18 protein-coding genes are annotated in these 19,548 nt (G+C 71.9%); 13 read left to right on the top strand and 5 right to left on the bottom strand.

The window, feature by feature from the left end; all coding sequences use genetic code 11:
* The first annotated feature begins 37 nt into the window (after window positions 1–37).
* The 4 genes from ACZ6A9_RS00180 (at window position 38) to ACZ6A9_RS00195 (ending at window position 2,681) form a co-directional block, all read left to right on the top strand.
* Complete coding sequence (locus tag ACZ6A9_RS00180) at window positions 38–670, top strand: AIM24 family protein (protein WP_468977882.1); 633 nt, start codon at window positions 38–40, stop codon at window positions 668–670.
* A gap of 1 nt (window position 671) precedes the next feature.
* Window positions 672–1,322 carry an AIM24 family protein gene (locus ACZ6A9_RS00185; protein ID WP_468975709.1) on the top strand — a complete coding sequence of 217 codons (651 nt, stop codon included), beginning with the start codon at window positions 672–674 and terminating at the stop codon, window positions 1,320–1,322.
* Window positions 1,319–2,107, top strand: coding sequence for an AIM24 family protein (locus ACZ6A9_RS00190; protein ID WP_468975712.1), 789 nt, complete (start codon window positions 1,319–1,321; stop codon window positions 2,105–2,107). The genes ACZ6A9_RS00185 and ACZ6A9_RS00190 overlap by 4 nt, the downstream gene beginning before the upstream one ends.
* 97 nt (window positions 2,108–2,204) lie before the next feature.
* Complete coding sequence (locus ACZ6A9_RS00195; protein WP_468975714.1) at window positions 2,205–2,681, top strand: MarR family winged helix-turn-helix transcriptional regulator; 477 nt, start codon at window positions 2,205–2,207, stop codon at window positions 2,679–2,681.
* Between the two features lie 21 nt (window positions 2,682–2,702).
* On the opposite strand, the gene ACZ6A9_RS00200 is transcribed toward ACZ6A9_RS00195, so the two are convergent.
* Entirely contained in the window at window positions 2,703–4,163 is a 1,461-nt protein-coding gene (locus tag ACZ6A9_RS00200; RefSeq protein ID WP_468975716.1) for a sensor histidine kinase, read from the bottom strand.
* Complete coding sequence (locus ACZ6A9_RS00205) at window positions 4,160–4,879, bottom strand: response regulator transcription factor (protein WP_468975718.1); 720 nt, start codon at window positions 4,877–4,879, stop codon at window positions 4,160–4,162. The genes ACZ6A9_RS00200 and ACZ6A9_RS00205 overlap by 4 nt, the downstream gene beginning before the upstream one ends.
* Before the next feature lie 120 nt (window positions 4,880–4,999).
* On the opposite strand from ACZ6A9_RS00205, the gene ACZ6A9_RS00210 reads away from it, so the two are divergent.
* On the top strand, window positions 5,000–5,644 hold the full coding sequence (locus ACZ6A9_RS00210) for a PepSY domain-containing protein (RefSeq protein WP_468975720.1): 645 nt from the start codon (window positions 5,000–5,002) through the stop codon (window positions 5,642–5,644).
* Window positions 5,645–5,756: 112 nt separating this feature from the next.
* Here the strand turns inward: ACZ6A9_RS00210 and meaB are convergent, their stop codons facing one another.
* Complete coding sequence (gene meaB / locus ACZ6A9_RS00215; RefSeq protein WP_468975723.1) at window positions 5,757–6,713, bottom strand: methylmalonyl Co-A mutase-associated GTPase MeaB; 957 nt, start codon at window positions 6,711–6,713, stop codon at window positions 5,757–5,759.
* Window positions 6,714–6,763: 50 nt separating this feature from the next.
* Window positions 6,764–7,987 (bottom strand): acetyl-CoA C-acetyltransferase, encoded by a 1,224-nt coding sequence (locus ACZ6A9_RS00220; protein WP_468975726.1) that lies wholly within the window; start codon window positions 7,985–7,987, stop codon window positions 6,764–6,766.
* A 147-nt stretch (window positions 7,988–8,134) separates the two neighbouring features.
* Here ACZ6A9_RS00220 and mce point away from each other — a divergent pair, with 147 nt between their 5' ends.
* The 7 genes from mce (at window position 8,135) to ACZ6A9_RS00255 (ending at window position 17,848) form a co-directional block, all read left to right on the top strand.
* On the top strand, window positions 8,135–8,575 hold the full coding sequence (gene mce / locus ACZ6A9_RS00225) for a methylmalonyl-CoA epimerase (RefSeq protein ID WP_468975728.1): 441 nt from the start codon (window positions 8,135–8,137) through the stop codon (window positions 8,573–8,575).
* 227 nt (window positions 8,576–8,802) lie between these two features.
* A complete protein-coding gene (gene scy, locus ACZ6A9_RS00230; RefSeq protein WP_468975730.1) occupies window positions 8,803–12,684 on the top strand; it encodes a polarized growth protein Scy in 3,882 nt (1,293 codons plus the stop codon).
* 184 nt (window positions 12,685–12,868) lie between these two features.
* On the top strand, window positions 12,869–13,807 hold the full coding sequence (locus tag ACZ6A9_RS00235; protein ID WP_468975733.1) for a cellulose-binding protein: 939 nt from the start codon (window positions 12,869–12,871) through the stop codon (window positions 13,805–13,807).
* Between the two features lie 86 nt (window positions 13,808–13,893).
* Window positions 13,894–14,847, top strand: coding sequence for an ABC transporter ATP-binding protein (locus ACZ6A9_RS00240; RefSeq protein WP_468975736.1), 954 nt, complete (start codon window positions 13,894–13,896; stop codon window positions 14,845–14,847).
* A gap of 2 nt (window positions 14,848–14,849) precedes the next feature.
* Window positions 14,850–15,623, top strand: a complete 774-nt coding sequence (locus tag ACZ6A9_RS00245) for an ABC transporter permease (RefSeq protein WP_468975738.1) — start codon at window positions 14,850–14,852, stop codon at window positions 15,621–15,623.
* A 120-nt stretch (window positions 15,624–15,743) separates the two neighbouring features.
* A complete protein-coding gene (locus tag ACZ6A9_RS00250; protein ID WP_468975740.1) occupies window positions 15,744–16,979 on the top strand; it encodes an ABC transporter ATP-binding protein in 1,236 nt (411 codons plus the stop codon).
* Window positions 16,976–17,848, top strand: a complete 873-nt coding sequence (locus ACZ6A9_RS00255; RefSeq protein ID WP_468975743.1) for an ABC transporter permease — start codon at window positions 16,976–16,978, stop codon at window positions 17,846–17,848. The genes ACZ6A9_RS00250 and ACZ6A9_RS00255 overlap by 4 nt, the downstream gene beginning before the upstream one ends.
* 16 nt (window positions 17,849–17,864) lie before the next feature.
* Here ACZ6A9_RS00255 and ACZ6A9_RS00260 read toward each other — a convergent pair whose 3' ends face one another.
* Entirely contained in the window at window positions 17,865–18,197 is a 333-nt protein-coding gene (locus ACZ6A9_RS00260; protein WP_468975745.1) for an ATP/GTP-binding protein, read from the bottom strand.
* Window positions 18,198–18,437: 240 nt separating this feature from the next.
* On the opposite strand from ACZ6A9_RS00260, the gene ACZ6A9_RS00265 reads away from it, so the two are divergent.
* Window positions 18,438–19,466 carry an LLM class flavin-dependent oxidoreductase gene (locus tag ACZ6A9_RS00265; RefSeq protein ID WP_468975748.1) on the top strand — a complete coding sequence of 343 codons (1,029 nt, stop codon included), beginning with the start codon at window positions 18,438–18,440 and terminating at the stop codon, window positions 19,464–19,466.
* Window positions 19,467–19,548 lie beyond the last annotated feature (82 nt).

Consider the following 19,548-nt stretch of genomic DNA (forward strand, 5'->3'; position numbering starts at 1 on the left):
TCGGGGCGAAGGGGCGGCTACCGTCGCAACCGTGGCGATGTTCCGACTTCAGAGCAGCAAGGTGCTCGCCGTCGACATGACCGGGGACGCCGTGAAGGCGAAGAACGGCTCCATGGTCGCGTACGACGGCGAGATGGCCTTCAAGAAGCTCAGCGGTGGCGGTGAGGGCCTGCGGGGCATGGTGACCCGCAGGCTCACGGGCGAGCAGATGACACTGATGGAGGTGAAGGGGCACGGGACCTGCTTCTTCGCGGACCGTGCCTCCGAGATCAACCTCGTGGGGCTGCGGGGCGACACGCTGTACGTGGAGTCCAGCAATCTGCTGGCGACGGACGGCGGGCTGCGCACCGGGACCACGTTCACGGGCCTGCGCGGCGCCTCGCAGGGCAACGGGCTGTTCACGACCACGATCGAGGGCCACGGCCAGGCGGCGCTCCTGTCGGACGGGCCGGCCGTGCTGCTGCGGGTCAGCCCGCAGTACCCGCTGACCGTCGACCCGGGCGCCTACGTGGCCCACCAGGGGAACCTGCGGCAGTCCTTCCAGTCGGGTGTGACCTTCCGCACTTTGATGGGAGAGGGCAGCGGCGAGGCCTTCCAGATCCGGTTCGAGGGCGACGGGGTGGTCTACGTCCAGCCCAGTGAGCGCAACACGATCGCGGGGGACGTGTGAGATGGGCTTCAGGGAGATCAACTCCAAGATGATCGAGGCGACCGTGGCGCCCGGTCAGCGGCTGTTCAGTCAGCGCGGCGCGATGCTCGCGTACAAGGGGGAGGTCGGCTTCACCCCGAACCTGCGCGGCGGCCAGGGCGGGGTGATGTCGATGATCGGGCGGCGGGTCGCGGGTGAGGACACGCCCCTGATGACCGTCGAGGGCAGCGGCACCGTGCTGTTCGGGCACGGCGGTCACCACATCCAGGTGATCGACCTCTCCGGGGACACGCTGTACGTCGAGGCCGACCGGCTGCTCGCCTTCGAGGGCACGCTGGAGCAGGGCACGGTGTTCCTCGGCTCCCAGGGCGGGGTGATGGGCATGGTCCGGGGCCAGGTCTCCGGGCAGGGGCTGTTCACCACCACGCTGAAGGGGCACGGCTCGGTCGCCGTGATGGCGCACGGAGGGGTGATCGAGATCCCGATCACCCCGCAGCGGCCGGTCCGGGTCGACCCGGGGGCCTACGTCGCCCACCACGGCGACGTGCGCAACAAGCTGTCCACCGCCCTCGGCTGGCGGGACATGGTGGGCCGCGGCTCCGGGGAGGCCTTCCAGTTGGAGCTGAGCGGCAGCGGTGCCGTGTACGTCCAGGCGTCGGAGGAGAAGCTGTGAGCACGTACGGAGCGCCGGGTGCCGGGCCCGTGGTCCACGACCCGATGACGCTGCCGGCCGACGACAACGTCGACCCCTACACCTTCTGCGTGGAGCTCAAGGGCACCCAGTGGTTCATGCAGAAGGGGAAGATGATCGCCTACTACGGTTCGATCGAGTTCGACGGCATCGGGCACGGGCGACTCGACCGACTTGTCCGTACGGCGTTCCATTCGCCTCTGCACGCGAGCGACTGGGTCGTGGCGGAGGGCTCCGGCAAGATGCTCCTCGCCGACCGGGCCTTCGACGTGAATGCGTACGACCTCGAAGAGGGCAACCTGACCATTCGCTCGGGCAACTTGCTAGCTTTTCAGCCAAGTCTCTCGCTGAAGCAGTCGATCGTGCCGGGTTTTCTCACACTGATCGGAACCGGAAAGTTCGTGGCCGCCTCTAACGGTCCGGTGGTGTTCATGGAACCTCCGATCCGGGTGGACCCGCAGGCGCTGGTCGGCTGGGCGGACTGCCCGTCCCCGTGCCATCACTACGACCACGGGTACCTGACCGGCGTGATGGGCGGTCTACGTGCGATGACCGGCCTGGGCGGGGCTTCCGGCGAGGAGCACCAGTTCGAGTTCGTCGGGGCGGGCACGGTACTGCTCCAGTCGTCCGAGGCACTGATGACGGAGCAGGCCACGGGGGTGCCTCCGCACGAGCCGGGAGTGCCCGGGGGCGGGCAGGGACAGCCAGGGGGCGCACCGCGCCTTCCCGGACAACTGGGGGACCTCCAACGCCGCTTCGGACTGTGAGCGGTAATGTGCGGGGTGTGACATCGAACGCCTGCACGTGATGTCACGCGAAAGCCTCATTAGTTCGTCTTTCAACTTCCTTAGGTAGACTTCATTCATGGAGACCGAGACGGCCACCCGCTGGCTGACCAATGCGGAGCAGTGCGCCTGGCGCACCCACCTGGAGGTCAACAGGCTGTTGACGTACCAGCTCGAGAAGGATCTGCAGCCGTTCGGCCTGACGATGAACGACTACGAGATTCTGGTGAACCTCTCCGAGTCGGAGGACCGGCGGATGCGGATGAGCGACCTCGCCTCCGCCACCATGCAGTCCAAGAGCCGGCTGTCGCACCAGATCACCCGCATGGAGAACGCGGACCTGGTCCGGCGGGAGAACTGCGAGTCCGACCGCCGGGGTCTGTACGCGGTCCTCACCGAGCACGGGCTGGGGACCATGCAGAAGGTCGCCCCGCACCACGTGGCGTCCGTGCGCAGACACTTCATCGACCTGCTCGCCCCCGAGGCACTCACCGAGCTCGACAAGGCCCTCAAGCCCATCGCCGAGCATCTGCGGGGGCAGCGGGGGCGCCCCTGACGCCCCCGCTCCGCTTCGGCATCAGCCGGAGAGCGGCAGGCGGAGTTCGAACAGGGCTCCGCCTGCGGGCGCCGTGCCCGCCGTGAGCGTCCCTCCGTGCCGTACGGCGACGTCCCTCGCGATCGCGAGGCCCAGACCGGCGCCGCCGTCGTCGCGGCTGCGGGCCGCGTCCAGCCGTACGAACCGCTCGAAGATCCGCTCCCGGTCGGCCTCGGCCACGCCCTCGCCGTCGTCGGCCACCGCCACCACCGCCAGGGCGCCCTCCCGCCGCACGGTCACGGTGACCCGCTCACGGGCGTGCCGCCCGGCGTTGTCCAGCAGGTTGGCGAGGACACGTCCGAGCTGCCCGCGGGAGCCCGCGACCTCCGCGGGTTCCGCGTCCACCGTCACCCCGGTACGCCCCGCGGCCTCCTCGCGGGCCAGCGCCGCCAGGTCGACCCGGGCGTCGGCGGGCCGCTCCCCCGCGTCCAGCCGGGCGAGCAGCAGCAGATCGGCGGCGAGGTGCTGGAGCCGCACGGTGTCCTCCACCGCGCCGTCCAGGTCGAGGAGCTCGGGGTGGGCGGCGGCCACCTCCAGCTGGGTGCGCAGGGAGGCGATGGGGCTGCGCAGTTCGTGGGAGGCGTCGGCGACGAACCGCCGCTGCCGTTCCACGGCCGCCTCCAGGGCGGCCAGGGTCTCGTTGGTGGTGCTGGCCAGGCGGGCGATCTCGTCGTGCGTCGCCGGTTCGGGGACACGGCGGGTGAGGTCCTCGGAGGCGGTGATCGCGGCCATCTCCCGGCGGATGCCCTCCACCGGACGCAGGGCCCGGCCGGTGACCAGCCAGGTCACCCCGGCGACGACGCCGAGCAGCAGCGGCAGACCGATGAGCATGCCGGTCAGCGTGGTGTCCACCGCACTGTGCTCGGCGGCGAGCGGGGCACCCGCGGTGACCGTCAGCCGGCCCCCGTCGGCGGCCCCCACGTCCACGGAGGCGAACCGGTAGTCCTCGGCGTCGCCGTCGATCGTCGCCGAGCCGTTGCCGAAGGTCGTCCCGCTGCCGATCTCGCCGGGGGCCAGGGAAGCTCCCAAGTCGTCGTCGGAGTCACCGGAACCCTCGTCGGGGTCGTCGGGGTCGTCGGGGTCATGGGGCTCGTCGTCATCGTCGTCACCGGGTGCCGACGGGCGTGGCGTCACCTCGGTCGTCGACGTGCCCGCGATCCGTTGCAGGTCCTCGGAGGCCGCGACGAGCGTGCCGTCCTCGTCGACGACCTGCACCGGCCTGTCGTCGCCGTCCAGCCCGGAGAGCTGGTCGTACGGCGTCCGGGCGGCGAGCTCGCCGGCGACCGCCCGCGCGGACTGCTCCGCCTGGGTGCCCGCCTCACCGATCAGGTTGGAGCGCAGGGACATCAGGACGGCGGTGCCGGCCGCGACCAGGGCCACCGCGACGACGAGGGTGGCACCGAGCGTCGCCCGCGCGCGGACCGAGCCGAACAGGCGGCTCACGGCGCGGTCTCCAGCCGGTAACCGGCGCCGCGCACCGTACGGATGAGTCCGGCGCGCAGTTTGCGGCGCAGGGCGCTGATGTAGACCTCGACGATGTTGGGGTCGCCCTCGTAGGCGAAGTCCCAGACGTGCTCCAGGATGTCGGCCTTGGAGACCACCTCTCCGGCCCGCAGCACCAGCTGCTCCAGCACCGAGAACTCCTTGGCGGTCAGCGTCACCTCCTCCTCGCCGAGGAACACCCGGCGGGCGGCGGTGTCCACCTTGAGGTCACCGTGCACGTGGACCGGACAGGCCCCGGTGGCCGCCCGGCGGCGCAGCAGCGCCTTGATCCGGGCGACGAGGACGACGTACGAGAACGGCTTGGTGAGGTAGTCGTCGGCACCCGTGTCCAGGCCCTCGGCCTCGTCGTACTCGCCGTCCTTCGCGGTGAGCATCAGGATCGGCACGTCGTGTCCGGCGGCACGCAGGGCGGCGCAGACGCGGTAGCCGTTCAGCCCGGGCAGCATGATGTCGAGGATCAGGAGGTCGTACGTGCCCTCCGTGGCCCGGTGCAGGCCCTCCCGGCCGTCGTGGACGACGTCCACGGCGTAGCCCTCGGCGGTCAGCCCCTTGGCGAGGGAGAGGGCGAGGCGTTTCTCGTCCTCCACGATCAGGAGTCGAAAGGGGCGGCGCGAAGCGCCTCCGGCAGGGTGGTGGTGGGAGACGGGCGGGCGCATGGGCCAAGGGTCGCAAAGCGAACCTGAAGATCACTTCAGGCGGCTTCAGGTTCCTCTCAGCGTCGGTCGGCGAGATTGATGCCGTACAGCGCGAAACGCAGCGACTCGGGAGGAACAGACATGAAGCGCAACATCGTGATCGCGGTCGTCACGGCAGCGGCTCTGGTCGGCGGGGGCACGGCGACGGCGATCGCGGTCTCGGGGGACGACGACGGCGGGCCTTCGGCGGTGGCGCAGACGGAGCAGCGGGCGGGAGCCGGCGACGCACCGGACGACGACCGTGACGACAGCCGCAGCGACGACCGCGACGACGACGGACGTGACGACGACCGGGACGACCGCGGCACCTCCGGCGGCGTGACCGCCGCCGACGCCATCGCCGCCGCGCTGCGGCACACGCCGGGCACGGCCGTCTCCGCCGAGCTGGACGACGGCGCCTGGGAGGTCGACGTCCTCGGCAAGGGCGACGACTGGCGCAGCGTGCGCGTCGACCCGGGCACCGGCAAGGTGCTGGGCGCCGAGAAGGACGACGAGGACGACGCCGGCGAGGTGCGGGCCGCGCTGAAGGGCGCGTCGGTGACCGCCGGGCAGGCCGCGAAGGCGGCGGCCGCCAAGGGCGTCGTGACGTCGGTGGAGCTGGACGACGACGACCGCGGCTGGGAGGCCGAGACGGGCGCCGGCTCCGGCGACGACGACAGGGACTGGCGGGTGGACCCCGAGAACGGCAAGGTCACCGCCGACCGGAACGGCTCCGACGACGACTGAGCGCGGAACGGCCGGCCACCGGCCGCCCGGCGCCGCCGCCCGCGTTCCACGTACCCCGCGTCTCGGCACCCGCCTTCCGCCTCCTGCCCGACGGTCTCTGACCACTGCGGGGTCAGCCCTGTGTCAGCCCCGCCACCAGTTCGTCCGCCGCCCGGTACGGGTCGAGCTCGCCGGCGATGATGCGTTCCGCGAGGGCGCCCAGCCGGCGGTCGCCGTGGAGGTCGCCGATGCGTTCGCGCAGGGCGGTGACGGCGATGGTCTCGACCTCGCGGGAGGCGCGGGCCGTCCGGCGTTCCGTCAGGACTCCGCGCTCCTCCATCCAGGCCCGGTGCTTCTCCAGGGCCTCGACCACCTCGTCGACGCCCTCCTGGCGGGCGGCGACCGTCTTGACGATCGGGGGGCGCCAGTCGCCCGGGGCCCGGGACTCGCCGAGGCCGAGCATGTGGTTCAGCTCCCGGGCGGTGGCGTCGGCGCCGTCACGGTCGGCCTTGTTGACGACGTAGACGTCGCCGATCTCCAGGATCCCGGCCTTGGCGGCCTGGATGCCGTCCCCCATGCCGGGGGCCAGCAGCACCACGGAGGTGTCGGCCTGGGAGGCGATCTCCACCTCCGACTGGCCCACGCCCACCGTCTCGACGAGGATCACGTCGCAGCCGGCCGCGTCCAGGACGCGGATGGCCTGGGGGGCGGCCCAGGCGAGACCGCCCAGGTGGCCGCGGGTGGCCATGGAGCGGATGTACACGCCCGGGTCTGAGGCGTGGTCCGACATCCGGACGCGGTCGCCGAGCAGGGCGCCCCCGGAGAAGGGGGAGGACGGGTCGACGGCCAGGACACCGACCCGCTTGTCCTGCTTGCGGTACGCGGTCACCAGGGCCGAGGTCGAGGTGGACTTGCCGACGCCCGGAGAGCCGGTGAGGCCGACCACGTACGCGTTCCCGGTGAGCGGCGCCAGGGCCGCCATCACCTCCCTGAGCTGCGGGGACGCCCCCTCCACCAGGGAGATCAGCCGGGCCACGGCCCGTGGCCTGCCTTCCCTGGCCTGGGCGACCAGCGAGGAGACGTCCTGCATCACAGCTCCGTTCACGAGAGGGAATTCAGCACACCGCGGGAAGGCCCGGCTCAGGCCCTGGGCACCCGCACGATCAGCGCGTCACCCTGGCCGCCACCGCCGCACAGCGCCGCCGCGCCGACACCGCCGCCGCGCCGCTTCAGCTCCAGCGCCAGGTGCAGCACCAACCGCGCGCCGGACATCCCGATCGGGTGACCGAGGGCGATGGCACCACCGTTGACGTTCACCTTTTCGGTGGAAACGCCGAGGTCCTTCATTGACTGGACGGCGACCGCGGCGAAGGCCTCGTTGATCTCGATGAGGTCGAGGTCGGAGACCTCCAGGCCCTCCTTCTTCAGCGCGTGCCGGATCGCGTTGGACGGCTGCGACTGGAGCGAGTTGTCGGGCCCTGCCACGTTGCCGTGGGCGCCGATCTCGGCGATCCAGTCCAGGCCCAGCTCCTGCGCCTTGGCCTTGCTCATCACGACCACGGCCGCCGCACCGTCGGAGATCTGCGAGGAGGAGCCGGCGGTGATGGTGCCGTCCTTGGCGAAGGCGGGACGCAGTCTGCCGAGGGACTCGGCGGTGGTGTCGCCGCGGATGCCCTCGTCCTTGCTGAACAGGACCGGGTCGCCCTTGCGCTGCGGGATCTCGACCGGGGTGATCTCGGCCTCGTAGATGCCGTTCTTCTGCGCGGCGGCGGCGCGCTGGTGGGACAGGGCGGCGATCTCGTCCTGCTCGGGGCGGGCGATGCCGAGACGCGTGTTGTGCTTCTCGGTCGACTCGCCCATCGCGATGTTCTCGAAGGAGTCGGTCAGACCGTCGTGCGCCATGGCGTCGAGCACCTGCACCGCGCCGTACTTGTATCCCTCACGGGACTTCGGCAGCAGGTGGGGGGCGTTGGTCATGGACTCCTGGCCGCCGGCGACGACCACGTCGAACTCGCCGGCGCGGATCAGCTGGTCGGCCAGCGCGATCGCGTCGAGGCCGGACAGGCACACCTTGTTGATGGTGAGCGCCGGGACGTTCATCGGGATGCCGGCCTTGACGGCGGCCTGGCGGGCCGGGATCTGCCCCGCCCCGGCCTGGAGCACCTGGCCCATGATCACGTACTGGACCTGGTCGCCGCCGATCCCCGCACGGTCGAGGGCGGCCTTGATCGCGAAGCCGCCGAGGTCGGCTCCGGAGAAGGACTTCAGCGAGCCGAGCAGCCGACCCATGGGGGTGCGGGCGCCCGCGACGATGACGGAGGTCGTGCCGTTCGTTGCGGATGATGCGGAAGTTTCGGAAGACATGAGCTGCGATCCCCTTCCGGCTGCACAGCCGAGGAGTGAACGAGGGTTTACTTCGAATGTACTGACGTGCGGTGGACCCCGTCATCGGCCTTTCGGTGTGATCGCGCGCACGTTGCGTAACCGCCCGGTGGGCGCTCCACTGAATCCATGCTGACGCGAATCGACCACATCGGGATCGCCTGTTTCGACCTGGACAGGACGGTGGAGTTCTACCGGGCCACGTACGGCTTCGAGGTGTTCCACTCCGAGGTCAACGAGGAACAGGGCGTGCGCGAGGCCATGCTCAAGATCAACGGCACCTCGGACGGCGGCGCCTCCTACCTGCAGCTCCTCGAACCGACCCGGGAGGACTCCACCGTCGCCAAGTGGCTGGCGAAGAACGGCGAGGGCGTCCACCACATCGCTTTCGGTACGGCGGATGTGGACACGGACGCGGCCGACATCAAGGACAAGGGCGTACGCGTTCTGTACGAAGAGCCCCGGCGCGGCTCCATGGGGTCACGGATCACCTTCCTGCACCCCAAGGACTGCCATGGCGTACTGACAGAACTGGTCACTTCGGCGCCTGTTGAGTCGTCCGAGCACTGACCCACGTACATAGGGGCCGGTAGGGTTGGGTCCGGTCGCCGCTCGATCCGTGGCGACCTTCCCGTCGTCTTTGGCGACGGGATCGCCGGGGTCCGGTTTTCGGGGGGCGAGCGCGGGGCAGCGGCCCATGCTCCGCCGTTGATCTGACACCATTCCCCGGGGGCCCCGTTCGGCGGTTGGACGGAGCTCGGCCAGACTTGCGACCAGGGGACGGATGGGACCGCGCAGTGCGGGGCTACGAGAGCCAGGAGCGAGAGCCGGCGGCTGACGTCGACCACCTCTCTCGGTTCGAAGCCGAGATGAAGCGGCTGAAGACCGAGCGGGAAAAGGCGATCCAGCACGCCGAGGACCTCGGCTACCAGGTCGAGGTGCTGCGCGCCAAGCTGCACGAGGCGCGGCGCACCATCATGTCCCGGCCCGCCTACGACGGCGGTGACATCGGCTACCAGGCCGAGCAGATGCTGCGCAGCGCGCAGATGCAGGCCGACCAGCTGCGCGCGGACGCCGAGCGGGAGCTGAGCCAGGCCCGGGCGCAGACCCAGCGGATCCTGCAGGAGCACGCAGAGCAGGCGGCCCGGCTCCAGGCGGAGTTGCACCAGGAGGCGGTGACCCGGCGCCAGCAGCTCGACCAGGAGCTGGCGGAGCGCCGGCAGACCGTCGAGTCGCACGTCAACGAGAACGTGTCGTGGGCGGAGCAGCTGCGGGCCCGCACCGAGGAGCAGGCCCGCCGGCTCCTGGAGGAGACCCGCGCGGAGCGGGAGCAGGCCCTGGCCGCCGCCCGCGCGGAGGCCGAACGGCTGACGTCGGAGGCCCGTCAGCGGCTGCAGAGCGAGGCCGAGTCGGCCCGCGCGGAGGCCGAGCAGCTGCTGCGCCGGGCCCGCGCGGACGCCGAGCGGCTGCTGACCGCCGCGTCCACGCAGGCGCAGGAGGCCACCGACCACGCCGAGCAGCTGCGGACGTCCACGGCGACCGAGTCGGAGTCGGCGCGCCGCGAGGCCCAGGAGCTCGCCAAGGCGGCCGAGCAGCGCATGGCACAGGCCGAGACCTCGCTGCGCGAGGCGCGCTCCGAGGCGGAGAAGGTGCTCGCCGAGGCGAAGGAGGCCGCCGCCAAGGCCATCGCCTCCGCCGAGTCCGCCAACGAGACCCGCACGCGCACCGCCAAGGAGCAGGTGGCGCGGCTGGTCAGCGAGGCCACCAAGGAGGCGGAGACCACCAAGGCGGACGCCGAGCAGTTGGTCGCCGACGCCCGCGCGGAGGCCGAGAAGATCGTCGCCGAGGCCGCAGAGAAGGCCCGCACGCTCACCGCGGAGGAGTCCGCCACCCAGCTCTCCAAGGCGGCCAGGACCGCCGAGGAGGTGCTCAACAAGGCGTCCGAGGATGCCAAGCAGACCACGAAGGCGGCGGCCGAGGAGGCCGAGCGGATCCGCCGGGAGGCCGAGGCGGAGGCGGACCGGCTGCGCGCGGAGGCGCACGACATCGCCGCGCAGCTCAAGGGCGCGGCGAAGGACGACACCAAGGAGTACCGCGCCAAGACCGTCGAGCTCCAGGAGGAGGCGCGCCGGCTGCGCGGCGAGGCGGAGCAGCTGCGCGCCGACGCGGTCGCCGAGGGCGAGAAGATCCGCGCGGAGGCCCGCAAGGAGGCCGTGGCGCAGATCGAGGAGGCGGCGAAGTCCGCCGAGGAGCTGCTCGCCAAGGCGAAGGCGGACGCCGACGAACTGCGCTCCACCGCGCAGACGGACAGCGAGAAGGTCCGCACGGAGGCCATCGAGCGGGCCACGACGCTGCGCCGGCAGGCCGAGGAGACGCTGGAGCGCACCCGCAAGGAGGCCGAGCGGCACCGCGCGGAGGCCGTCGAGCAGGCGGACGCGCTCAAGGAGGACGCCGAGCGGGCCGCGCGCGAGCTGCGCGAGGAGGCCGAGCGTGCCGTCGAGGACCGCCGCGCGGAGGCGGCCGCGGAACTGACGCGGCTGCACGCGGAGGCCGAGGAGCGGCTCGCCTCCGCCGAGCGGGCGCTCGGCGAGGCGCGCGAGGAGGCCGCCCGGATCCGCCGGGAGGCGTCCGAGGAGGGCGAGCGGCTGCGCACCGAGGCCGCCGAGCGGATCCGTACGCTGCGGCAGCAGGCGGAGGCCGAGGCCGAGCGGCTGCGGGACGAGGCCGCCGCGGACGCGTCGGCGTCCCGCGCGGAGGGCGAGTCCGTCGCCGTGCGGCTGCGGTCGGAGGCCGCGGCCGAGGCGGAGCGGCTGAAGGCGGAGGCGCAGGACAGCGCCGACCGGATGCGGGCGGAGGCGCAGGCCGCCGCCGAGCGGATCGGTGCGGAGGCGTCCGAGGCGCTGGCCGCCGCGCAGGAGGAGGCCGCCCGGCGCCGCCGCGAGGCCGAGGAACTCCTCGGCGCGGCCCGGCAGGAGGCCGACCAGGAGCGTCAGCGGGCCCGCGAGCAGAGCGAGGAGCTGCTGGCATCGGCGCGCACGCGCGTCGAGGAGGCGCAGGCCGAGGCCGTACGGCTGGTCGAGGAGGCGGACCGGCGCGCCACGGAGATGGTGTCGGCGGCCGAGCAGCACGCGCAGCAGGTGCGGGAGTCCGTCGCGGGCCTGCACGAGCAGGCGCAGGAGGAGATCGCCGGGCTGCGGTCCGCCGCCGACCACGCGGCGGAGCGTACGCGCCGTGAGGCGGAGGAGGAGGCGGACCGGGTCCGCGGCGACGCCTACGCGGAGCGGGAGCGGGCGAGCGAGGACGCGGGCCGGCTGCGGCGCGAGGCGCACGAGGAGACGGAGGCCGCCAGGACGCTGGCCGAGCGCACCGTGTCCGAGGCGATCACGGAGGCCGAGCGGATCCGCGCGGAGGTGTCCGAGCACGCCCAGCGGCTGCGCACGGAGGCCTCCGACGCGATCGCGGAGGCCGAGCAGGCCGCCGCGCGCACCCGGGCGGACGCCCGGGAGGACGCCAACCGGATCCGTTCGGACGCGGCGACGCAGGCGGACACCCTCATCACGGAGGCGCGCGCCGAGGCCGAGCGGCTCACCGAGGACACCATCACGGAGACCGACCGGCTGCGCACCGAGACGGTCGCCGAGGCCGAGCGGGTGCGGTCGGATTCGGTCGCCAAGGCCGAGAAGCTGATCGCGGACGCCACCGGTGACGCCGAGCGGCTGCGGGCCGAGGCCGCGGAGGCGGTCGGGTCGGCGCAGCAGCACGCGGAGCGGATCCGGCAGGAGGCCGAGCGGGTCAGGTCGGACACGGAGTCGCAGGCCGAGCGGATGGTGTCCACCGCCCGCGAGGAGGCCGAGCGGACGCTGGACGAGGCCCGCAAGGAGGCCAACAAGCGCCGCTCGGAGGCGGCGGAGCAGGTCGACACGCTCATCACGGAGACCACCGCCGAGGCGGACAAGCTGCTCACCGAGGCGCAGCAGCAGGCCCAGAAGGCGACCGCGGACGCGGAGTCGCAGGCGGACACGATGGTCGGTGCGGCCCGCACGGAGGCGGAGCGGCTGTTGGCCGAGGCGCGCGTCGACGGCAACTCGCTGGTGGAGAAGGCCCGTAGGGACGCGGACGAGCTGCTGATCGGTGCGCGCCGGGACGCGACGCAGGTCAGGGAGCGCGCCGAGGAGCTGCGCGACCGCCTCACCGGCGAGATCGAGGAGCTGCACGAGCGGGCCCGCCGTGAGGCGGCGGACACGATGAAGTCCACGGGTGACCGCTGCGACGCGCTCATCAAGGCGGCCGAGGAGCAGCTGGCCAAGGCGGAGGCGAAGGCCAAGGAGATCGTCTCCGAGGCGAACTCCGAGGCGGGCAAGGTGCGCATCGCCGCGGTGAAGAAGGCCGAGGGTCTGCTGAAGGAGGCGGAGCAGAAGAAGGCCACGCTGGTCAGGGAGGCCGAGGAGCTGAAGGCCGAGGCGGTCCGCGAGGCGCGGCGCACGGTCGAGGAGGGCAAGCGCGAGCTGGAGGTGCTCGTGCGGCGCCGGGAGGACATCAACGCGGAGATCTCCCGCGTGCAGGACGTCCTGGAGGCGCTGGGGTCCCTGGAGGCACCGATGGGCGGCAAGGAGAACGGGGTCAAGGCGGGGGCTTCGGCAGGGGCTACCCGTACGGGTGGCAAGTCATCCGATAGCTAGCAAAGCGGGCGAAATCCTCTGTACGGTGGGGGCTTTGACCACGGCTTTGGCAAGCCTTCCAGCGGCGCGCCACCCAAAAGGGGTGTCATTCTGCATATCAAACGTGCATCCGCTCGATGACACACCGCATTGGCGCCTAGGATTCCCTCTATCACCTCACCCGGTCTCTTTCGACAGGAACCCCATGAGCGACACTTCCCCCTACGGCTTCGAGCATGTGCGGCGTGGGTACGACCGCGCTCAGGTGGACGAGTACATTTCCAAGGTTCTCTCCGACCGTGACAGCGCTCTCGCCCGCATCACCGCTCTGGAAAAGCGCATCGAGGAGCTCCACCTCGAGACGCAGAACGCCCAGGCCCAGGTCAACGACGCCGAGCCGTCGTACGCGGGTCTCGGCGCGCGTGTGGAGAAGATCCTCCGCCTCGCCGAGGAGGAGGCGAAGGACCTGCGCGAGGAGGCCCGGCGCGCGGCGGAGCAGCACCGCGAGCTCGCCGAGTCGGCCGCCCAGCAGGTGCGCAACGACGCCGAGTCGTACGCCTCCGAGCGCAAGGCGAAGGCCGAGGACGAGGGCGTCCGGATCGTCGAGAAGGCCAAGGGCGAGGCGTCCCAGCTGCGTTCCGAGGCGCAGAAGGACGCGCAGTCCAAGCGCGAGGAGGCGGACGCCCTCTTCGAGGAGACCCGCGCCAAGGCCGCGCAGGCCGCCGCCGACTTCGAGACGAACCTCGCCAAGCGGCGTGAGCAGTCGGAGCGCGACCTGGCCTCGCGTCAGGCCAAGGCCGAGAAGCGCCTCGCGGAGATCGAGCACCGCGCGGAGCAGCTGCGCCTGGAGGCCGAGAAGCTGCGCACCGACGCCGAGCGCCGCGCCCGCCAGACGGTGGAGACCGCGCAGCGCCAGGCCGAGGACATCGTGGCCGACGCCAACGCCAAGGCGGACCGCATCCGTTCGGAGTCCGAGCGCGAGCTCGCGGCGCTGACCAACCGCCGCGACTCCATCAACGCCCAGCTCACCAACGTCCGCGAGATGCTGGCGACGCTCACGGGTGCGGCGGTGGCCGCGACCGGCGCGCCGGCCGCCGAGGACGAGCCGATCTCCCGCGGGGTTCCGGCCCAGCAGTCCCGGTAACACCCGCGCCGCACGGCGGCCACGCAGCGGCGAAGCCCTCTGTCACTGAGGTGGCAGGGGGCTTTGTCCCGTTCTAGCGTGGCCGCATGATCGAGCTCGAGGGGCTGACCAAGCGGTACGGCGAGAAGGTGGCGGTCGACGGTCTGACCTTCACCGTCCGGCCGGGCATCGTCACCGGCTTCCTCGGTCCGAACGGCGCCGGCAAGTCGACGACCATGCGGATGATCCTGGGCCTGGACCACCCGACCGCCGGGGACGTGCGGATCGACGGCACGCACTACCACCGCCTCAGGGAGCCGCTGACCCGCATCGGTGCCCTGCTCGAGGCGAAGGCGATGCACCCGGGCCGCAGCGCCCACAACCACCTGCTGTGCCTCGCCCAGAGCAACGGCATCCCGCCGCGTCGGGTGCACGAGGTGCTGGACGCGGTCGGGCTGACGGCGGTGGCGCGGAAGAAGGCCAAGGGGTTCTCGCTCGGCATGGGCCAGCGGCTCGGCATCGCCGCCGCGCTGCTGGGCGACCCGCGGATCCTGATGTTCGACGAGCCGGTCAACGGGCTCGACCCCGAGGGCATCCACTGGATCCGCACGCTGATGAAGTCGCTCGCCGCCCAGGGCCGTACGGTCTTCGTCTCGTCCCACCTGATGAGCGAGATGGCGCTGACCGCCGACCACCTGGTCGTGATCGGCCAGGGCAGGCTGCTCGCCGACACCTCGATGGCCGAGTTCATCGAGCGCAACTCGCGCTCCTGGGTCCGGGTGCGCAGCCCGCAGCGCGAGCGCCTGCTGGACTCGCTGCACCGGGCCGGTGTCACCGCGGTCGTCAGCGGCGACGGGGCGCTGGAGGTGGACGGTTCCCAGGCCGAGCGGATCGGGGAGCTGGCGGCCCGGAACGAGATCGTGCTGCACGAGCTGAGCCCGCAGCAGGCCTCCCTGGAGGAGGCGTTCATGCGGTTGACCGCGGAGTCGGTGGAGTACCACTCCCACTCCGGCACTCCCCTGCCCCCGCGAGCGTGGGGCGAGGGCTGGAAGAAGGGCTGAGCATGGCGGTGACGCAGGTCGTACGGTCGGAGTGGACCAAGATCCGGTCGGTGGCGTCCACGGTGTGGACGCTCTCCCTGGCGGTGGTCGTCACCATCGCGCTCGGGATGCTGATCTCGGCGCTGTCGAAGGCCGAGTTCGACTCGCTGAGCGAACGGGACCGGCTCTCCTTCGACCCGACCTTCATCAGTTTCGCGGGGATGAGTCTCGGTCAGCTCGCCATGATCGTGTTCGGGGTGCTCGTGGTGTCGAACGAGTACAGCACCGGCATGATCCGCGCCTCGCTGGCCGCCGTGCCGCAGCGCGGCACCTTCCTGTTCAGCAAGCTCGCGGTGGCCACCGCGCTCGCCCTCGTCGTCGCCATGGCCACCAGCTTCGCCGCCTTCTTCCTGGGCCAGGCGATGCTCGGCGAGCACAAGGCGTCCCTCGACGACCCCGGTGTGCTGCGCGCGGTCATCGGCGGCGGCCTCTACATGACGCTGATCGCGCTGTTCTCCATGGGAGTCGCCGTGATGCTGCGCTCGCCGATGCTGTCGCTGGGCATCCTGATGCCGTTCTTCTTCCTGATCTCCAACATCCTCGGCAACGTGGACGCCACGAAGAAGGTCGGCCGGTTCCTGCCCGACCAGGCCGGCAGCAAGATCATGCAGGTGGTCACGCCCGTCGACGACGACACCCCCTACGGGCCCTGGGGCGGCCTGGGGATCATGGTGCTGTGGGTGATCGCCGCGCTGGCCGGCGGCTACGTGCTGCTGAAGCGGCGCGACGCCCAGTGAGCGGCCGCCCGGGGCCGGATTTTACCCGGCCTTGGGCGGAACCGTCAGCGCCCCGATATCCTCCTAACCCTTACGGGGGCGTGTGCCCCGCTGTCCTGAACCTTTCGATGGGTGCGGAGCATGATCGAGGCAGTCGGCCTGACCAAGCGGTACGGCGACAAGACCGCTGTGTACAACCTTTCCTTCCAGGTGCGCCCCGGCGCCGTCACCGGGTTCCTGGGCCCGAACGGCTCGGGCAAGTCGACGACCATGCGGATGATCCTCGGTCTGGACAACCCGAGCGCCGGCCGGGTCACGATCGGCGGCTTCCCGTACCGGAAGCTGCCCAACGCGCCCCGTCAGGTCGGCGCACTGCTGGACGCCAAGGCGGTGCACGGGGGCCGCAGCGCCCGCAACCACCTGCTGAGCCTGGCCCAGCTGTCGGGCATCCCGGCCCGGCGCGTGGACGAGGTGCTGGGCGTGGTGGGTCTGCACGACGTGGCGCGCAGACGGTCCAAGGGCTTCTCCCTCGGCATGGGCCAGCGGCTCGGCATCGCCGCCGCGCTGCTCGGCGACCCCCAGGTGCTGCTCTTCGACGAGCCCGTCAACGGTCTCGACCCCGAGGGCATCCTCTGGGTCCGCAACCTGATGAAGTCGCTCGCCGCGGAGGGCCGCACGGTCTTCGTCTCCTCCCACCTGATGAGCGAGATGGCGCTGACCGCCGACCACCTCATCGTGATCGGCCGCGGGCAGCTGATGGCCGACATGAGCGTAAAGGACTTCATCTCCGCCAACTCCGCCGGCTTCGCGCGCGTGCGCACCCCGGACACCGAACCGCAGCAGCGGGAGAAGCTGTCCTCCGCGATCACCGAGGCGGGCGGCCATGTGCTGCCTGAGCAGGACGGCGGGCTGCGGGTGACCGGACTGCCGCTGCCGCGCATCAGCGACATCGCCCACGACAACGACGTACGGCTGTGGGAGCTGTCGCCGCACCAGGCCTCGCTGGAGGAGGCCTACATGCGGATGACGCAGGGCGCCGTCGACTACCGCTCGACCATCGACCAGAAGGAAGGGCTCCAGCAGCAGCTGCCGCCCGGCGCGCAGCCGCCGGCGCCGGTTCCGGGCCAGGGCCAGCCCGGCTGGTACGCGCCCCCGCCGCCGCAGGGCGGGCAGCCCTTCGCGCCGCCGCAGGGCCCGCCGGGGCAGGCTCCCGCGGGCGGCCCCTACGGCGCCCCCGGGGCGGCTCCGGGTGCCCCTGCCGCCAACCCGTACGCGCAGCCGGCCCCGCAGGTGCCCCCGGCTCCGGCCGCACCTGAGGCCGCCGCTCCCCCGCCCGCTCCCGCCGCCGACCTGACCAAGCCCGAGGACGCCCGATGAGCACGCCCCCGCCCCCGATGCCGCAGAACGCCGCACCCGAATGGCAGGCGGCCCCCGGCCACCCCTATCCCGGCTACACCTCGCCGATCCCGGTGGTGCGCACGCACCTCGGGCACGCGATCGCCTCCGAGTGGACGAAGATCAAGTCCGTGCGCTCCACGATGTGGACGCTGGGCGTGTTCGTGCTGCTGGTGATCGGCATCGGCCTGCTGGCCGGTGTGGTGGTCGCGAGCTCCGATCCCGACCTGGGGGGCGAGAGCCCGCTGTCCCTCGGCTTCTTCGGGCTGCTGCTGGGCGGCATGTGCGTCATCACGCTGGGCGTGCTGACCACCGCCTCGGAGTACGGCACCGGCATGATCCGCACCACGATGGTCGCCTGTCCCACGCGTGGACGGGTGCTGCTGGCGAAGGCCCTGGTGTTCTTCCTGCTGGCCTTCGTCGTGACCCTGGTGTGCGCCGCGCTGATCGGCCTGCTGCACGTGTCGTTGCTGGAGGAGCACAACGCCAAGGCCCCCTCCGGCGAGGAGTGGCTGAAGGGCACGGTCGGCGTCTCGCTCTACGTGGCGCTGCTCGGCACGCTGTCGCTGGCCATCGGGTCGATCATCCGGCACTCGGCGGGCGCCATCACCATCATGATCGGCGCCGTGCTCGCCCCGCTGGTGATCGCGCTGTTCATGTTCTCGTCCTCGCTCCGGGACGTTCAGCAGGCGCTGTTCGAGTACTCCATCCCGAACCAGATGAGCATCTTCTACGCCAACTCCCTGAGCGAGTCGGGCCCGTCGGGCTGGGACCCGCTCTGGATCATGCTGGTCGCCACCGGCGCCGCGATCGGCGGCGCCTTCGCGCTGCTGGAGAGCCGGGACGTCTAGCCCGTCCCGGGGCCTTTCAGAACTTCGGCGCGTTACGGGACCGCCGCACCCGCGTGGTGCGGCGGTCCTTCGCGTTCCAGCACGCCTTGTGCCAGTGCCGGCGGTCGTCGACTCCCGCGTGCTCCGGCCAGGCCACCAGGTGCGGCACCCCGTCGGGGATCAACTGGTCGCAGCCCGGGCAGCGGTAGGCCTTGCCCTGGGCGCTGGCCCCCGCCACGTGCCGTACGCTCCACTCCTCGCCCCGCCAGCTCTCCGTGGCCTGCCACCCGCCGTAGCGCCCGGAACGGTCGTCCTCGGCGCTCCGGCCGGACGAAACGGCTCCCTTCGGTCGGTTGCGACGCGGGGACACAGGACACCTCACGGGGCTATACAGGATGCTGGGGCCGCGTCCAGCCTACGCGGCACGGGCAGGGGCACGCGTACGGAACCAATCGCCACAAGTCCCCTCCGCGGCGACGCGGTGGTTCCCGGCAGCGCGCCATTCTGCAGACAATCCGCTCATTGCTCGCCCGGCCGTGTCCTCGGCACGTGTCGGGCGGTTATGCCCTGCGGGGGAGCTCCGTGTCGGAGCCAAGGAAGCAGGAAAGCAATGCGCGTTGGAAGTTTCGTGTTGGCCGCCCAGTTCCCCGGGCAGGGCGAGGGGGAGGCGCTGCACCGCGCGGTCCGCTCGGCCGAGGTGTCCGAGGAGGCGGGCCTCGACACGGTCTGGCTGGCCGAGCACCACTTCGTGCCCTACGGCACCTGCCCGTCGGCCGTCACCCTGGCCGCGCTGCTGCTCGGCCGCACCCGCCGGCTGCGCGTCGGCACGGCGGTCAGCGTGCTGCCCACCGTCCACCCCGTCGCCCTCGGCGAACAGGCCGCGCTGCTGCACGTCACGAGCGGCGGCCGGTTCTCGCTGGGGGTCGGGCGCGGCGGGCCGTGGGTGGACCTGGAGGTGTTCGGGGCCGGCCTGGAGGCGTACGAGAAGGGCTTCCCGGAATCACTCGATCTGCTGGTGCGCTGGCTGCGCGAGCCGTCCGTCGGCGCGGACGGCGGACGGTACCGCTTCCGTGAAGTGCCCGTCGTGCCGCGCCCGTCGGAGTCCCTGACCGAGACCGAGGGCCCGGAGGTCGTGGTCGCCTGCACGTCCCCGGCGAGCGTACGGCTGGCCGCCGAGCGCGGGCTGCCGATGCTGCTCGGCATGCACATCGGGGACGAGGAGAAGGCCGAGATGGTCGCCCTGTGGCGCAGCCACGCGCGCGCGAGCGGCCGCCCGGCCGGGGAGGTCCACCGCGCCGCCCATGTCTCGGCCGGTGTGTGCCAGATCGCGGACCGGCGCACGGACGCGGCGGAAGTCCTCATGAAGGCGATGCCGGGCTGGCTGAAGCAGGGGCTTCAGGCCCATGTCACGGTGGACGGGCGGCAGCGGCAGATGCGCGATCCGCTGGCGTACACCGAACTGCTCTGCGGGCTTCACCCGGTGGGCACCCCACGGCTGTGCGCCGACCGGCTCGCCGCAACCAGTGAGCGCACCGGCATCTCCCGCTTCGCCCTGCTCGTCGAGGGTTCCGGCGATCTGGCGGCCACCGAGGAGAACGTACGGCGGCTCGGCGCCGAGGTTCTCCCCCGGCTCTCCTAGAGCCACGGGGCCCCGGGGGTCCCGTCGTTCGGATCACGGTGGCTTGCCGCCCCGGTACCACCGCACCTCCCGCACACGGAGC

This window comes from Streptomyces sp. NPDC041124 (genome assembly GCF_055592385.1).

What these genes read in the sequence shown, in the direction of transcription:
- ACZ6A9_RS00220 (WP_468975726.1), bottom strand. Translation starts at nt 7,987, where the DNA reads ATGTCTTCCGAAACTTCCGCATCATCCGCAACGAACGGCACGACCTCC.
- ACZ6A9_RS00235 (WP_468975733.1), top strand. Translation starts at nt 12,869, where the DNA reads ATGAGCGACACTTCCCCCTACGGCTTCGAGCATGTGCGGCGTGGGTAC.
- ACZ6A9_RS00265 (WP_468975748.1), top strand. Translation starts at nt 18,438, where the DNA reads ATGCGCGTTGGAAGTTTCGTGTTGGCCGCCCAGTTCCCCGGGCAGGGC.
- ACZ6A9_RS00240 (WP_468975736.1), top strand. Translation starts at nt 13,894, where the DNA reads ATGATCGAGCTCGAGGGGCTGACCAAGCGGTACGGCGAGAAGGTGGCG.
- ACZ6A9_RS00195 (WP_468975714.1), top strand. Translation starts at nt 2,205, where the DNA reads ATGGAGACCGAGACGGCCACCCGCTGGCTGACCAATGCGGAGCAGTGC.
- ACZ6A9_RS00245 (WP_468975738.1), top strand. Translation starts at nt 14,850, where the DNA reads ATGGCGGTGACGCAGGTCGTACGGTCGGAGTGGACCAAGATCCGGTCG.
- meaB (WP_468975723.1), bottom strand. Translation starts at nt 6,713, where the DNA reads ATGCAGGACGTCTCCTCGCTGGTCGCCCAGGCCAGGGAAGGCAGGCCA.
- ACZ6A9_RS00180 (WP_468977882.1), top strand. Translation starts at nt 38, where the DNA reads ATGTTCCGACTTCAGAGCAGCAAGGTGCTCGCCGTCGACATGACCGGG.
- ACZ6A9_RS00185 (WP_468975709.1), top strand. Translation starts at nt 672, where the DNA reads ATGGGCTTCAGGGAGATCAACTCCAAGATGATCGAGGCGACCGTGGCG.
- ACZ6A9_RS00255 (WP_468975743.1), top strand. Translation starts at nt 16,976, where the DNA reads ATGAGCACGCCCCCGCCCCCGATGCCGCAGAACGCCGCACCCGAATGG.
- ACZ6A9_RS00250 (WP_468975740.1), top strand. Translation starts at nt 15,744, where the DNA reads ATGATCGAGGCAGTCGGCCTGACCAAGCGGTACGGCGACAAGACCGCT.
- ACZ6A9_RS00210 (WP_468975720.1), top strand. Translation starts at nt 5,000, where the DNA reads ATGAAGCGCAACATCGTGATCGCGGTCGTCACGGCAGCGGCTCTGGTC.
- ACZ6A9_RS00205 (WP_468975718.1), bottom strand. Translation starts at nt 4,879, where the DNA reads ATGCGCCCGCCCGTCTCCCACCACCACCCTGCCGGAGGCGCTTCGCGC.
- mce (WP_468975728.1), top strand. Translation starts at nt 8,135, where the DNA reads ATGCTGACGCGAATCGACCACATCGGGATCGCCTGTTTCGACCTGGAC.